At 68.9% G+C, this 14,625-nt stretch carries 12 protein-coding genes; 10 read left to right on the top strand and 2 right to left on the bottom strand.

The genetic code is table 11. From position 1 onward, the window contains the following. Positions 1 to 23: 23 nt before the first annotated feature. On the bottom strand, positions 24 to 995 hold the full coding sequence (locus DS837_RS24575) for a response regulator transcription factor (RefSeq protein WP_149167132.1): 972 nt from the start codon (positions 993 to 995) through the stop codon (positions 24 to 26). A gap of 374 nt (positions 996 to 1,369) precedes the next feature. Here DS837_RS24575 and DS837_RS24570 point away from each other — a divergent pair, with 374 nt between their 5' ends. The 10 genes from DS837_RS24570 (at position 1,370) to DS837_RS24520 (ending at position 14,359) form a co-directional block, all read left to right on the top strand. Next, the gene (locus DS837_RS24570) at positions 1,370 to 2,188 is read left to right on the top strand and encodes a hypothetical protein (protein WP_149167131.1); all 819 of its coding nucleotides are present in this window, start codon (positions 1,370 to 1,372) and stop codon (positions 2,186 to 2,188) included. Continuing rightward, positions 2,185 to 4,161: an MFS transporter gene (locus DS837_RS24565; RefSeq protein ID WP_149167130.1), complete on the top strand. Its 1,977-nt coding sequence runs from the start codon at positions 2,185 to 2,187 to the stop codon at positions 4,159 to 4,161. Before DS837_RS24570 ends, DS837_RS24565 begins: the two co-directional genes overlap by 4 nt. Further along, complete coding sequence (locus tag DS837_RS24560) at positions 4,158 to 5,195, top strand: ABC transporter substrate binding protein (protein ID WP_149167129.1); 1,038 nt, start codon at positions 4,158 to 4,160, stop codon at positions 5,193 to 5,195. The genes DS837_RS24565 and DS837_RS24560 overlap by 4 nt, the downstream gene beginning before the upstream one ends. 1 nt (position 5,196) lies before the next feature. Further along, a complete protein-coding gene (locus DS837_RS24555; RefSeq protein ID WP_149167128.1) occupies positions 5,197 to 5,982 on the top strand; it encodes a GNAT family N-acetyltransferase in 786 nt (261 codons plus the stop codon). Continuing rightward, on the top strand, positions 5,979 to 7,232 hold the full coding sequence (locus DS837_RS24550; protein WP_149167127.1) for an ATP-grasp domain-containing protein: 1,254 nt from the start codon (positions 5,979 to 5,981) through the stop codon (positions 7,230 to 7,232). The genes DS837_RS24555 and DS837_RS24550 overlap by 4 nt, the downstream gene beginning before the upstream one ends. Positions 7,233 to 7,253: 21 nt before the next feature. Next, the gene (locus tag DS837_RS24545; RefSeq protein ID WP_149167126.1) at positions 7,254 to 8,027 is read left to right on the top strand and encodes a hypothetical protein; all 774 of its coding nucleotides are present in this window, start codon (positions 7,254 to 7,256) and stop codon (positions 8,025 to 8,027) included. Positions 8,028 to 8,175: 148 nt separating this feature from the next. Beyond that, positions 8,176 to 8,937, top strand: coding sequence for a hypothetical protein (locus DS837_RS24540; RefSeq protein WP_149167125.1), 762 nt, complete (start codon positions 8,176 to 8,178; stop codon positions 8,935 to 8,937). Between the two features lie 452 nt (positions 8,938 to 9,389). Beyond that, positions 9,390 to 12,257: a response regulator gene (locus DS837_RS24530; RefSeq protein WP_247890110.1), complete on the top strand. Its 2,868-nt coding sequence runs from the start codon at positions 9,390 to 9,392 to the stop codon at positions 12,255 to 12,257. Between the two features lie 82 nt (positions 12,258 to 12,339). Further along, entirely contained in the window at positions 12,340 to 13,056 is a 717-nt protein-coding gene (locus DS837_RS24525) for a response regulator transcription factor (RefSeq protein WP_247890109.1), read from the top strand. Between the two features lie 364 nt (positions 13,057 to 13,420). Further along, on the top strand, positions 13,421 to 14,359 hold the full coding sequence (locus DS837_RS24520; protein ID WP_247890108.1) for a response regulator: 939 nt from the start codon (positions 13,421 to 13,423) through the stop codon (positions 14,357 to 14,359). Here DS837_RS24520 and DS837_RS24515 read toward each other — a convergent pair. Further along, a complete protein-coding gene (locus DS837_RS24515) occupies positions 14,329 to 14,586 on the bottom strand; it encodes a hypothetical protein (RefSeq protein WP_035676379.1) in 258 nt (85 codons plus the stop codon). The two genes, DS837_RS24520 and DS837_RS24515, sit on opposite strands and share 31 nt — an antisense overlap. Positions 14,587 to 14,625: the final 39 nt, after the last annotated feature.

The following is a 14,625-nucleotide window of genomic DNA, read 5'->3' as shown; positions in this document are numbered from 1 at the left end:
CCGGTCAGGTCAACTCCTGCCGGTCAGGTCAATTCCTGAATGTGCTCGACATAGTCGGACAGGGCGGCGATCCCCTGCTCGGTCAGTTCGATGAAGACACGGCGGCCGTCCTTCTCGTCGGCGATCCGGCGCACCAGCCCACGGTCGTGCAGTTCGGTGATCCGCCGCAGCGCCGTGGTCTGGGCCACGCCGGAGGCCATGCACAGCGACGACACGGAAATCCGCCGCCCGCGCAAATGGTTGGCCATCAGATCGAGCAGCATGTCCCAGCAGGGGTCCTCGAACAGCCCCTTCGGGAAATACTTGTCGCGGGCGACGCGGGATTGCTGGAGGGTTCTCAGCACCGCCAGGCGCCGGTTCTCTCCTGTCGCGGCGGAGGTAGAGGCGGGGGGAGCGGGGACCGGGACCGGAGCGGCAGCCGCCGGTTGGCCCTCGCGCAGCGCCTTCACCGCTTCGATGAGGGCGAGGCCGTGGCGGTAGGCGTCCTCCAGCGCACCCTGCAACTCGCCATTGCCGGCTGGCGGGGGCGGGGCGGGCAAGGGGGCCGCCGCCTGATGGGCGGCCAGTGCTCGGGCGAGCGCGCCGTGAAGCTGGCTGCCGTCCTGCGGATCGCTGACGAAATCCGCCGCGCGCAGATGCATGGCGCGGACGACGTCGGCCGCCGTGGCGTTGGGCGCGACGACGATGACCTGGAGGTGCCGCTGCACGCTCTTGCGCATCCGCTCGACCAGGGCCAGCCCGTCGAAATGGGGAAGGGCCAGTTCCACCGCCACGATGCCGATGCTGCCGTCCGCCTCCAGCGTGTCGAGCGCCGCGATGGGGTCGTGGGTCACATGGATGCGGTGGCCGTTGCGTTCGAAGGCGTCGTGCATGCCGATGCCCAGCGCGCGGTCCGCGCAGGCGATCAGGATGGACGTCGCCGAAACATGAAGGCCGGTGGTGGTTTGGACCGGGCGCACCGGCCACGCCAAGGGTCGCTCCAACTCGATCCGCATCGAAGCCCTTCCCCCGTTGGGTGCATGGAATGCTGTGCTTAAGGATTACCACGCAAAGCAAACCATCATGGATGCAATCATGGTCCAAAATAGAGCAATCGAAAAATGTCTCAAAATTCCGCAAAAATTTGATGGATTAGGCGGAATGGCATAAGACGATGAGTTCGCCGCGTCTTCTATTCTTGGTTTGATAAGTCAAATTCAATGGTTTGCCCTTTCTGGTTGCGGTGCGGTGGGCAAGGGTGCGCGTTCGGCAGGGTCGGGCCGGAGCGGAGCCATGTCGCCGGGGTCTTCTCCAGACTGGACCCGTCTTGGAATCGGCGGCTTGCGCGATGCGCGTAAGGTTGGCCGCACCCCTTGCCGGCACCGGACCCATGCGCCTAACCCTGACCACCAAGATCATTTTGCTGCTGCAGGTGGCGCTCTGTTTCGCGCTGCTCTCCACCGCGGCGCTCTCCTATCTGAAGATGGAGCGCATGGTGGAGGACACCGTGGCGTCCCGCTTCACCGTTGCCCTGCGCGGGCTGGCGGGAGAGGTGGAGGGCGCCGTCAGCCTCGGCGTGTCCATCACCGCCCTGCGCAATCTCGATGCGCTGATCCAGCGCGCGATGGCGCGGGACGACCGGATCACCGGCTTGGTCCTGTTCACCGACACGGGGGAGGTGCTGGCGGCGGCGGGCCGGGTGGCGGGACATAGCGGGCCGGTGGGAGCGATCCCCGCCGGCTGGAAGGCGGCCTTCGCCCGCGACGGCAAGTCCGACCGGGTGGCCGCCGTCGCCGACGGCGACAGCCAAGCGCTTCTGCTCGGCATCCGCAACGCCTTCGGCGGCGTGGCCGGCGGCGTCGCCCTGACCTATTCGCTGGGCGAGGTGCAGGCTGGCATCCGTGGCACCATCCCGGACCTGCTGCTGTCCGGCGGCATCAATCTGCTGACCGGGCTTCTCGTCACCATGGTGGCGGTCTGGCTGCTGCTGCGCCCGATCCAGCGGCGGCTGCGCGAGATGACCGCCAGCATCAACATGCTGGGCATGGGCGAGCCGCCCAACCTGACCCCGGAACTGGTGGCCTTCGCCCCCGGCCTGAAGGACTTCGCCGACCGCATCCTGGAGCAGCAGCACGGCGCGGAGGAAGACCATCCCCAGCCCACCGGTCCAGCGGCGGAAACCGCGCGCCCGGCGGGAGTCACGCCATGAAGCTGTCCTTCATCCGCCGCCTGAACTGGATGCTGACGGGCGTCGTGTCCGTCCTGATGCTGGTCAGCCTCGCCGTCCAGACCAACCACGTCAACACGCTGTTCCGCCCGCTGATCGAGCCGGAACTGGCCCGCAAGGCCGAGGTCGTCGGCTCCTACGTGGTGGCGCAGATCGACCGCGCGGTGGCGCTCGGCTTCGAGCTGGACAAGCTGGTCGGGATGGACGAGCTGCTGTCCGATGCGCTGGCTGCGAACCCGGACGTCAAGTATCTGGCGCTGGAGATCGGCGGGCGCCTCCACGCCTTCTCCGGGACCGAGGAGGCGCGGTCCGGCAGCCGCCTGACCGTCGCGGACGCCCCGCCGGACGGCGAGTCCCCGCAATTCCTCGACACCGTCCTGCCCTTGGAGGGCAACGAGGAGGCGCGGCTGCATGTCGGCGTGGATTCCGGCTATGTCCGCTCCGCCATGAACGAGGTGGTGTTCGATCTCGGTTCCGTGCTGATCGTCGCCATCCTGCTCAACATCGAGATTCTGCTGCTGGTCGTCGGCTCCTCCGTCGCGGCGCCGCTGCGCCGGGTGACGGCGGTGATGAAGCAGGCCGCCGACGGGCATCTCGGCGTGCGCGTCGCCCTGCGCAACCGCGACGAGGTGGGCGAGCTGTCGCGCGCCGTCGACTGGGCGCTGGACAGCGTGCAGCACAAGGCCGACATGACCGCCTCCGAGCAGGCCATGACCAAGATCGGCATGATGCAGCGGGTGGTGGAGCTGCGCTTCGCCATCTTCATCTTCTCCCTGGCGGAGGAGCTGACCCGCACCTTCCTGTCCGTCTACATCAAGCAGCTGTTCGAGCCGGTGCCCGGCCTGTCGATGGAGATGGTCATCGGCGCGCCGATCGCCCTGTTCATGCTGCTCTGGGCGGTCAGCCAGCCGATCGCCGGCAGCGTGTCGGAGCGGCGCGGGCGGCGGGCCGTGTTCCTTGGCGGGGCGCTGCTCTCCTTCGTCGGTCTGGTCGGCTCCGGCCTCGCCACCGACCTCATCCAGCTCATCGTCGCGCGCTGCCTGACCGCAATCGGCTACGCCAGCGTCTTCATCGCGGCTCAGGGCTTCGTCATCGACGCCACCGACCCCAAGCAGCGCGCCCAGGCCATCGCCATGTACGCCGGCGGCATCCTCAGCGCCGGCGTCTGCGGCCCGGCCATCGGTGGCGTGATCGCCGGGCAGGTGGGCTTCCGCACGACCTTCCTGATCTCCGCCGGGCTGGCGCTGCTGGCCGCCTTCATGGCGTGGCAGGTGCTGCCGCGGGTGCGCGCGGCGCAGGCGAAATCCAGCCGCGGCCTGCGTCTGGCCGACGCCGTGCTGTGCCTGCGCAACCCGCGCTTCGTCGGGCTGGCCGTCTTCAGCGCGGTCCCGGCCAAGCTGGGGCTGACGGCGCTTCTGTTCTTCCTGCTGCCGCTGGCGCTTGACGACCAGGGCGTCAGCCAGTCGTGGATCGGGCGCGTGCTGCTGCTCTACTGGCTGCTGATGATCGTGGTGTCGCCGATGGCCGCGAAGCTGTCCGACCGCTCGGGCCAGCGCATCGGCTTCCTGGTGGCGGGCGGGCTGACCGCCGCCGGGGCGGCGTATGTGCTGTCGATGCCGGGTTCGCTCGGCACGGCGCTGGCCGGGGTCGCCCTGCTGGGGGTGGCGCACGCCATGCTCGGCGCGCCGCAGCTGGCCATGCTCGCCGATGTCTGCGTGAAGGAGAGGGCGGCGCTGGGCGAGACCACGGTGATCGGCATGTTCCGCCTGATCGAGCGGCTGGGCTCCGTCGTCGCCCCCTTCCTGGCCGGGCTGTTCCTGGCCCACTACGGCTACGCCGGGGCGCTGAAGGGCATCGGCGCGGTGCTGGCGGCCTGCGTCGCCGTGCAGCTTCTGCTGAGCGCCCTGTTCCGCCCGCGCCCGCCCGCCGATTTCCCGCAGAGGACCCCCGCATGAGCCTGTCCCGCCGCACCGTCCTGACGGGCGCCCTGAGCGCCGGAACTCTGCTGGCCGGGGCCGTGCCATCCTTCGCGCAGCCGGCCAGGACCTTCACCGCCGCCAAGCCGGCGCGCATCGTCGTGCTGACCCCACGCAAGGATGTGGGCGACGTGTTGGGCCTGCGCGACTTCATCGCGTCGAGCGGCCTGTCTGCCACGGTGGAGGTGCGCGAGGTGCCTCAGGCCTCCGCCATGCCGGCGCTGCTGCCGGAGATCCGGGCGTCCAAGCCCGATCTGGTGGTGACGGTCTTCACGCCGCTGACTCTGGGAACGGTCGGGCGCTACGACGATCCGGATCCGTCGCGCTTCCTGACCGACGTGCCGGTGGTCTTCACCTCGGTGACCGACCCGGTGGCGTCGCGCGTCGTGCGTGCGCTCGATCGTCCGGGGCGCGCGGTCACCGGCACGCGGCACATTGCGCCGGTCGCGGTGCAGATGAAGACGATGCTGTCCTACCGGCGCTGGAAAAAGATCGCCGCGGTCTACAACCCGGCGGAGGACAACATGGTCGTCGCCGTGCGCGACCTGAAGGAGGAGGCCGCCCGCCAGGGGGTGGAGGTTCACGACGCCGCCCTGCCGCGCGACGCCTCCGGCGCGCCGGTCGCCGCCGCCATCCCCGACCTGATCGCCGACGCGGCGCGCGCCGGGTCGGAGCTGGTCTACATCGGGCCGGACACGCTGGTCGCCTCCGGCAATAACGCCGTGGTGGCGGAGCACGCGCTGGCGCACCGGCTGGCCACCTTCTGCTCCACCGAGCTGCCGATCCGCCGGGCCAACCTGCTGATGGGGCTGGTCAGCCCGGCGGTCAACGTCGGGCGCTTCGCCGGGCTGAAGGCGGTGGAGATCCTGACCGGGGCCAAGCCCGCCGACACCATCCCGGTGGAAACGCTGAACCGCTTCTCCCTGCTGCTGCGCATCGGGGCGGCCAAGCAACTGGACCTCTACCCGCCGATGCGCCTGCTCAACATCGCCGAAATCGTGCAGGACGCCTGACATGACGGTCCTCTTATCCCCTGAACAGACGGTCCACACGGGCATGCTGCGCGTCCGGCGCGGCGAGCCGGTCTGCGTTCCCTACCGCATCCGCTTCCTCGGTCCCGCCGACCTGCCGGCTCTGGAGGCGTTCCGCGGCTACATCTTCGGGCAGTTGCCGGACATCGACGCCTATTTCCCCGAAACGCCGGAGTTCACCGGGCTGCATCTGGGCGAGCGCGGTGTGACGCTGGGGCTGGAGGCCGAGGGGCGACTGATCGGCTGCGCCATCCTGGGGCTGCCCATGCCCGGCATGCCGGCCTTCGTGGACGACCTGCCGCATGCCCGTCCTGCCGTGGCCGCCACCGCCCACATGGCGAGCTGCATGGTCCATCCGGACTTCCGCGGCAACGGGCTGCAACGGCTGCTGGTGACGCTGCGCACGCTCCACGCGCTGGGGGCGGCGCGCCCGCATCTGCTCTCACGCGTCGCCCTGTCGAATCCGCGCAGCCTGTCGAACCTGCTGGCCGGTGGCTTCCTGGTGCGGCGGGTTCTGGTCATGCACGCCAGCGGCCGGCTGCGCTACCTGCTGCACCGCGACCTCGGCGCGGCGCCGCCCGCCTGGGTGCCGGGCAGCGAGCGCGTCTTCGCCGTGCCGGAGTTGGAGGAGCAGAGGGCGGTGATCGAGGCCGGCTGGGTCGGGCGTTCGGTGGAGCTGGACGGTCCCGTGCCGCTGGTCACCTACGCGCGCCCGGTGCAGGCGGTGCAGGCCGTGCCGCAGGATGCCGCGCTGGAGGCCCTGCCGTGAGCGCCCCCCGCAGGACGGCGGTCGTCGTCGACCCCTATTCCACCGGCATCCTTCTGGCGCCGCGCCTGCGCGCGCGGGGCTACGACGTGGTCGCGGTGCAGAGCCGCCCGGACCTCGCGCCGTCGCTGCTGCGCAGTTGCCAGCCCGACGATTTCGCGGCGCACATCCTCCATGACGGCGATCTCGACGCGCTGGCCGAGCGGTTGCGCCCGCTGGCCCCATCCTTCATCCTTCCGGGCAACGAGTCGGCGGTGGAGCTGACCGACGCGCTGGGCGCCGTCCTGGGCACGCCGGGCAACAGCCCGAAGCTGACCGCCGCGCGCCGCAACAAGTTCATGATGATCGAGCGGCTGGCCGCCGCCGGCCTGCTGACCGCCCGCCAGACCATGGCGACCGGCGCCGCGGAGGCGGTGGAGTGGGCGGCGCAGGCGGGCTGGCCCGTGGTGGCGAAGCCGATGGCCAGCGCCTCCACCGACCATGTCTATTTCTGCGACACCCCTGCGCAGCTGCGCGCCGCCGTCGACGCCATCCTGGGCAGCCGCGACTTCTGCGGCTCGGCCAACGAGCGGGTGCTGGTGCAGACCTATCTCGACGGCCTCGAATACGTCGTCAACACGGTGAGCCGCGGCGGTCGCCACTATGTCTGCGACGTGCTGCTGTCCGCGAAGCGGGCGCTGAACGGGTCGCCCTTCGTCTACGACTACTATCGGCTGCTGCCGCCGGAGGAGCCGGTGGCGCAGGCCTTGATGGCCTACATCCGCCGCGTTCTCGACGCGCTGGAGATCACCGACGGCGCCGGCCATGCCGAAGTGCGGATGACCGCGCGCGGCCCGGCGCTGGTGGAGATCGCGGCGCGCGCCATGGGGCCGGCGGGCTCCACCACCGGCATCGCGGCGGGCACCGGGCACGACCAGGTGGATCTGCTGGTCGACGCCTTCGACGGGGCGGCGGCGGTCGGGCCGCTGCTCGACGGCCATTACCGGTTCCTGGCCGACGCGATGGTCCTCTATCTGCCGGTGCTGGTGTCGGGCCGGGTGGAGGCGCTTCCGGATCTCTCCATTCTGGACGGGATGGCGAGCGTGCGCGGCTACGGCCTCGTGCCGCGGCTGGGGGACGAGGTGGTGCCGACGCTCGATCTGACGCAGGTGCTGGCGAAAATCTATCTCGCCCATCCGGACCGCGCCGTGTTCGAGCGCGACTGGGCCGCCATCCGCTCGCTGGAGGACCGCCTCCAGCCGACCGTCGCGTAGCGTCGGAGCGGGCGGGCGGCGATGGCGCATGTCCCATACGAGCAGCGCTGGGCATCGGCCCGCAAGCGCTTCGAGGCCGCAACGGCGAAGCACCGGCCTAAGGACGCCAAGGCGGTCGCCGCCGCGCTGAACGGCGACGCCGTGCTGGTCAAGGCGCTGAAGTCCGGCGACGCCGTCCACCGCGCCGCGATGGGCGGCGAGGAGGCCGCGAAGGGACTTGTTGCCGCCGGAAAGGACGCCGTGAAGGCGCGCAAGGCCTATTTGGCCGTGCTGGCAAAGGCGTTGGACGAGGATACGGCGAGCCGTGGCGACAAGGCCGCGGCGGCGGCCTGCGAGCGGGCGATGAAGGCGCTCGCCAAGGATGTTGCCGAGTTGGAAGCGGACATCGGCGCGGACGCCGACCGCTTCAAGGCGCAGGCCGCGCAGGCCGAGAAGGACGCCGCCTCGGCGGAGCGGGCGCAGAAGCGGTGGGAGGCGAACATCAACGGCGCGCTGGCCCGCGCCGCCGCCGGGGTCGCCAAGGTGCGCGCCAAGCCGACGCCGGACACCTACAACGAGTTGTTCCCGGCGCTGGCCCGCGATCTCGCCACCCAGCTCGCCGCGGCGAAGGCGCTGGACGGGCTGCGCGCCGATCCGGACTTCTACCGCCGGAAGCTCGCCCCCTGGGCCGGGCAGGGCGGCGACGGGCCGCCGATGCGCGTGCCGCCCGACTACACCGCCCGTCAGATCACCGACCTCATCAAGGAGTTCGCCACCGTCTGCAAGGGCGTGGTGCAGCTGGTGGGCGGCCGCTGAAACGAGGCGGGGAGGGAAGCCGCCGTTTTGGACCCATTCGGTTCCGGTAGCGGTGGGAGAGGAGCAATCGCCGATTCCGAGGGGCGCGCCCGCCTCCTACCATGCGGACCGATAGGGTGAAGACTTGGTTAAGCGGAGGAGCTGAGACATGGGTGGTCCCCTGAAGCGCATCGACATCCCGGACATCCTGACCCAGAAGGACTGGGACAAGAAGAAGGGCGCCATCGCCAAGATCGCCGGCAAGACCGGCATTGGCGACGCGATGAAGGCGGTGGACAAGGCGCACGGCGCCATCGACTGGAAGAAGCTGAGCGTGTCGGTGAACTCTCCCAGCAACGCGACGCTGGACGACCTCGACTCGCTGCTGGACGAGGCGCGGGCGGAGTACAAGCGCTCGGTCGAGCCGCTGCGCACCCAGCTCCAGAAGCTTCGCGATCTGGCTGAAGCGACGGCGAAGAAGTTCAAGTCGAACAAGCTGATTCCGAAGGACTCCGCCGCTCACGCGGAGAAGGTGGCCAAGGCCGCCGATCAGCTCTTCGTCGCCTTCAACCAGTCCTCGCTCGGCGACAAGATCGTCGATGATTACGAGGGCATGAAGGACGCCATCGAGAAGGCCGACAAGGTGCGCGCCAAGGGGCGGGAGATCCTGGAGAAGTACATGCTGTCCCTGGCGAAGAAGCTGAAGACGGCGAAGACGGTGAGCGACTACCAGGACCTGTGGAAGGAGGATATCCGCGGCGTCGGCACCCAGCTGCCGAAAATGCCCGAGCTGAAGGCCTTTCTGAAGGACTGGCGCAACATCTCGTCCCAGGACGGCATTCCGGAAACCGACGAGGACGTGAAGAGCCGTTGCAAGGAGGTGATGGCCGTGCTCGCCCGCATGGACAAGCAGATGAAGGCCATGGCCTGACCGCGTTCAGCGCGGCGGTCCATCGGGTGCAAAGGGTGAGGCGTCCGGACGTTCGCCGGTGTTCAGGCGAATCCGGACGCTTTTCCATTAGCGGAATCTGTTGGAAATGCCGCATTCGACGGTCGGTGGCAAATACAGGCCGAGTCCCCGACTGAGAAGTTAAATCCACATTTTCTATAGGATTTACGATTGATCAAGCTTGTTGCAAATTTCTGAGTCGTTGTTGCGTCGTTGGCTGATTATACTTCGCAGCGTGGCCGGTTTCGGTTTCATGGGGTGTCGGCTTTAAATGCCTGGGTGCATCGGTATATCCGCAACAACCGTTATGCGATACCGCTCATGATGGGATCGGCTCGGCGCCTTTCGACCTGCGGGTCGGGCCGCGGCCCGTGCCATGCGCCTGTCGAAGGAACTTTGCCCCGGTGTCTCTGCCGCCTGCCGTCGTGCCGTTCATGAGCGCTGTCCTTGCGCGTGCAACCCGGCGGCTGGGCGCGATTCTGTTCCTTGCCCTTCTTTGCACCGCTCCGGCCCTGGCCTCGGTCCTGCCGCAGGCGGAGGGCGGCGTGCTCGATCTGCGTGGCTGGTACGCCGATCTTGACGGTCCGGTGTCCCTGGACGGCGAATGGCTGGTGTCCTGGGACCGTCTGGCCGGCGAGGAAAGCCTGAATCCCCTGCCGGAGCCGGATGGCCGGCTGTGGACGCCCTTCACCCTGCCGGCGATCTGGAACGGCGCCGAGCGCCCGGACGGCCGGGAAATGGACGGGATGGGAGCCGCCACCTTCCGCCTGAAGATCCTGCTGCCGCCGGGCATGCCGCCGCTGACGCTGAAGATGCCGCCGGTCAACTCCGCCATGCGGGTGTGGGTCGACGGCCGCTCGGTCGCCGCCGCCGGGGTTCCGGCCCTGGCCGCCGCGCAGGAGCAGTCCTCCTCCGTCTCCCGTTTCGTCACGCTGCATGGCGGCCAGCGGGTGATCGAACTGGCGGTGGAGGTCTCCAACCATTTCCATTTCGAAGGCGGGATCGGGCGCACGATCTATCTCGACGCCAACGGCGGGCTGTCGCGGCTGTGGCAGCGGCAGCTGATGACCAACGCCGGGGCGTTGATGTCGTTGTCCCTGATGGCGCTGTTCATCGGCGCCTTCCTCCGTCGACGCCTCTCGGCGGCTCCGCTGTTCCTGGTGATGCTTCTGGCCGCCTGCGCCATGCGATTGATCTGCACCAGCGAACTGCTGCGCGTCTTCTTTCCCGGCGTGTCGGAGGTGTGGGCCTACCGGCTGGAGTATCTGCCAATCTACCTGTTCTACCCGATCTACTTCCACCTGCTGCGCGAGCTGTTTCCCGGATGCCTGCACCGTGGGGTCGGGCGCGCCATGCTGGCGGTCGCCGTGCCGGGTGTGTTCCTGGTGCTGGTGACCGAACCGGCGCAGTTCACCCGGTTGCGCGACGTGGCGAGTCTGTTGCTTGTGCTGTCGGCCCTGTATTTCGCGTGGCGCCTCGCCGTGGCCGCCCTGCGCCGCCATTCCGGTGCGCTCCTGCTGGGGGCGGGGGCGCTGGCCTTCCTGGGGTCGGTGGTGCACGACGCGCTGATGTACGCGCATTTCTTCGAAAGCATCGACCTCGTTCCCTACGGCGCGCTGCTGTTCCTGTTCAGCCACGCGCTGGTGCTGGGGCGGAGGGTGGAGACGGCCTTCCTCAACGAACGCCGGCTGTCGCAGGAACTGGTCGCCCTCAACGAGGGGCTGGAGCGCCAGATCGCCGAGCGCACCCGCGCCTTGTCGGACAAGTCCGCAACGCTGGAGCGCTTCCTCGCCAACCTCAGCCACGAGGTCCGGACCCCGCTGAACGCCATTCTCGGCATGGTGCGGGTGATCCGCCGCGAGGGGGCGACCGACCAGATGGACGAGCGGTTGCGCGTCGCGGACGGGGCGGGGAGGCATCTCGTTTCCATGCTCGACACCATCCTCGACCTGTCGCGGCTGGAAGCGGGTCGGATGGAACTGCACCCCCAGCCCACCGACGTGGTCGCCCTGGTTGAGGACGCCGTGGCGCTGATGCGTGCCGGCGCGGAGGAGAAGGGGCTAGCCCTGTCCCTGACGGTGAGCGGGTTGGGGGTGGCGCGCTTTTGGATCGATCCATTGCGCTTGCGGCAGATCGTTCTGAACCTGCTGAGCAACGCCGTGAAATTCACCGAACGTGGCGGGGTGGAGGTGACGCTGACCACGAAGCCGGCACCGTCGGAAACGGGAAGCGGGACGGAAACGGGAAGTGGGACGGTCGTTCTGTGTCTGTCCGTGGCGGACAGCGGACCCGGCGTGCCGCGGGCGGCGCAGGCCATCATCTTCGAGCCCTTCCATCGGTTGGAGGGCAACCGGTTGGAAGGCAACCGTCGTGACGGTGCCGGGCTTGGCCTCGCCATCGTCGATGGGCTCGTCCGGCTGATGGGGGGCGATGTTTGCCTGGAGGGGCGGCCGGGCGGCGGCTCCCTCTTCACCGTTTCGCTGCCGACACCCCCGTTGCCGGTCGCTGCCCCGTCGCCGGACCGCGCCGCTCCGATGCCCGTTCCGGGCAGCCTGGACATCCTGGTGGTGGAGGATGCGCCGGAGAACCAAGCCGTCCTTCGTGAGTTTCTGGCGCCCGGCGGCCACCGCGCCGTCTATGTGGACAGCGGCGAGGAGGCCCTGGCGGTGCTGGCCAGTCGCGTCGTGGACGTCGTGCTGCTCGACATGCGGCTTCCGGGCATCGACGGGGTGGAGGTGACGCGGCGCATCCGCGCGTTGCCGGACGCCGAGCGGGCGCTGATACCGGTGATCGCGGTGACCGCCAACAGCTCTCCGGAGGACCGGGCGGACTATCTGGACGCCGGCGTGGACGAGGTGGTGGCGAAGCCGGTGGACCCCGACGCGCTTCAGGACGCGCTCGCCCGACACGCGCCGTCCGGCTCCTGCGCACCCGCTCCGGCCTTCGCGATCCAGCGGGCGCCGCCCACGGCGGCACCGGTCACAGGAGGTCTAACCGTCGCGGACCGGGCGCGGTTGATGGACCGCTTCGCCCAGGCCTGCCGGGAGGTGCTGGCGGTTCTCGAAGATCCGGAATCGCCGCCCCGGCGCGTGGTCGACGCGGCCCACCGCATGAAGGGCAGCGGCGGGACCTATGGCTTTCCGGAGGTGAGCGCCGCGGCGCGGGCGCTGGAGCGGACGGCGCAGGCCGTCGAAAACGGAAGCGGGGGGGCCGCTTCCATGCAAGGGGACGCGGCGGCGCTTCGGGACCGGCTTCACGCCGCCCTGCGCGCCATCGAAAAAGGGGAGGCGAAACTGACATGACGGCGACAGGGGTTGTTGCGGCGGGAACGGCAGCGGCGGGCAGGGCATCATGAGCGTCGGATCGGAGTTGGTCGGGCGGACCGTGCTGGTGGTCGAGGACTCCCCAGAGACGCAGGATTTGATCGCGACCTATCTGGAACATCAGGGGCTGCGGGTCCTGCGGGCTGCGAATGGGGCGGAACTGACCGCGCGCATTGCGGAAGACCGGCCCGATCTCGTGCTGCTGGACATCAACCTGCCGGATTGCGACGGGCTGGCCCTTGCCGAGCGGCTGCGCCTGGGAGAAGCCGTTCCGCTGATTTTCGTGACCGGCCGCGACAGCCCGACCGACCGTATCGCCGGCCTGTCCCATGGCGGCGACTATGTGACAAAGCCGGTCGACCTGCTCGAATTGCTGATCCGCATCCGCAACCTGCTGCGCCGCTCCGGAGCGTCCGCCGTTCCGGCGGCATCCGCGGAAGGTGGAGCGGTTCCGTCGCCCGACGCGCCGCTGACCTTTCAGGGATGGCGTCTGGATCTGGTGCGCCGCGCGCTGTTCCGTCCCGATGGCTCCTACCTCGCTTTGACGACGGGGGAGTTCAACATCCTGGCAGCGCTGGCGGCCATGCGGCCAAACCCGGTCAGCCGTGAATACCTGCTCGACGTGATCAGCAACCGTGACCCGCGCTCCATCAGCGAGCATACGGTGGACACGCTGATCACCCGGCTGCGTCGCAAGATGCGGTTGGACGACAGCGCGCCTTCACCGATCATTACCATCCGCGGGGTCGGTTATGCGTTGGAATCTGACGAATCTTGACGATAATGATTAATATGCAATAATAAATCGCATGTTACTCCGTTCGAAAAGTATCAACGGCCGTTGATACGCGTTCGAACGGGGTAATGCTATACATCACCCAACGAATGATTGACGGTTCCAAGCGGGTACCCGGAGGTGGTGGAGCGTTCCGCCGCATCGGGTCGCCGCGCCGGGCCTGACACCGCCGCCGGCCACCGGCGTGCGATCTGATGCGGGTGAGAGCGGCATGCAACGGTCCCTGGTTTCGCGTTCGGCGGAGCGTCTCGCGCTGACTGGTCGCATGGCGGCCAATCAAACGGCGGCCAGTCAAACGGTGACGGATTACTCGGCACCGCGTTACTCAGCAGCGGCGCCTTCCATTTTGATCGTCGGCAATGACAGCGCGGCCATCGCCGGGATCCGTGATTGCGCCCTGAGGCTCGGCCATCGGGTGCAGGACACGCGCGACGTGATTTCCGCGCTGGGCCTGCTCGATGTGGACCGCAGTATCGGTGTCGTGTTCGTGGATGGCGGGTCGCCCTGGTTCGACGGGCTGGCGCTGATGGAACGGCTGCACCGCACCCACCGCGGCCTCGCCTGCATCCTCTTCGCCCGAAACCCGGAGGCGGACGACGTGGTGCGCGCCCTGCGGCTGGAAGCCGCCGACGTCGTGACCGATCCGGAGGACGAGGCGCAGATCGACCGCGCGCTGGCCCGTGTCCTCAGCGGCAGGGAGGACAACACGTCGTCTGACCAGGAACGTCCGCCGGTGTCCATGGGCAGCCATGATGACGCGCTGGAACAGGCCTACCGCCACGGGCTGGCGTTGGTCGAGACGGTGCGTGTTCTGCGTGGCGAGGCCGCGGCGGCCCGCGTGATGCCCTTCGTCACGACGCATCGCGCGGCGGCCGCACCCGCAACGACTCCCACGGCCATCACGGCCGCGGCTCAACCCGTTTGCGAACCGGTGTCGGAAAGCGGCGCGCCGGACAGCCTGGGCATCCTGACGGCGATCCGGCGCAAGCGCGCCGCCCGTGAGAAGTTCTTTCCCAAGGGTCTGTTCGAAGACCCGTGCTGGGACATGCTGCTGGACCTGATGATCAACCATCTCCAGGAGCGGCGGATTTCCGTGTCGTCGCTGTGCATCGCCTCCGGGGTCGCCCAGACCACGGCGCTGCGCCGCATCACCGACCTGCACGACCGCGGGCTGGTCCGCCGGATCGCCGACGACAAGGACGGCCGCCGCGTCTTCATCGAACTGACCGAGGAGGGCGTGGCCGCCATGGAGCGTTACGTGGAGACGGTCGGGCCGCTGGGTTGATCGCCTTCCGCTCCGGCCTCCGCTTGGCGGGAACAGTCCGGCCAGGGGCAGGCGCAGGAGGGGAAGCGGCACTCGTCGCCGTTCACGTCGCTGGCCTGCACGGCGATCTTGTAGCGCAGGCCGTGGGCCGACGGCGTGTCGATCAGGCCGCAGGCCTCGTAGACCTCGACATTGACGCGGGCCGATTGCAGGGCAACCCGCGCGATCTGTTTGGGATCTTTCATCATCGGCGTCTCGGCCTCGCTTCCGCTGCGTCGTCGGTTCCT

It is taken from the genome of Azospirillum brasilense, assembly GCF_008365405.1.
GTDB classification, from domain to species: Bacteria; Pseudomonadota; Alphaproteobacteria; order Azospirillales; family Azospirillaceae; genus Azospirillum; species Azospirillum brasilense_D.
This window is presented reverse-complemented; position numbering and strand designations above follow the sequence as displayed.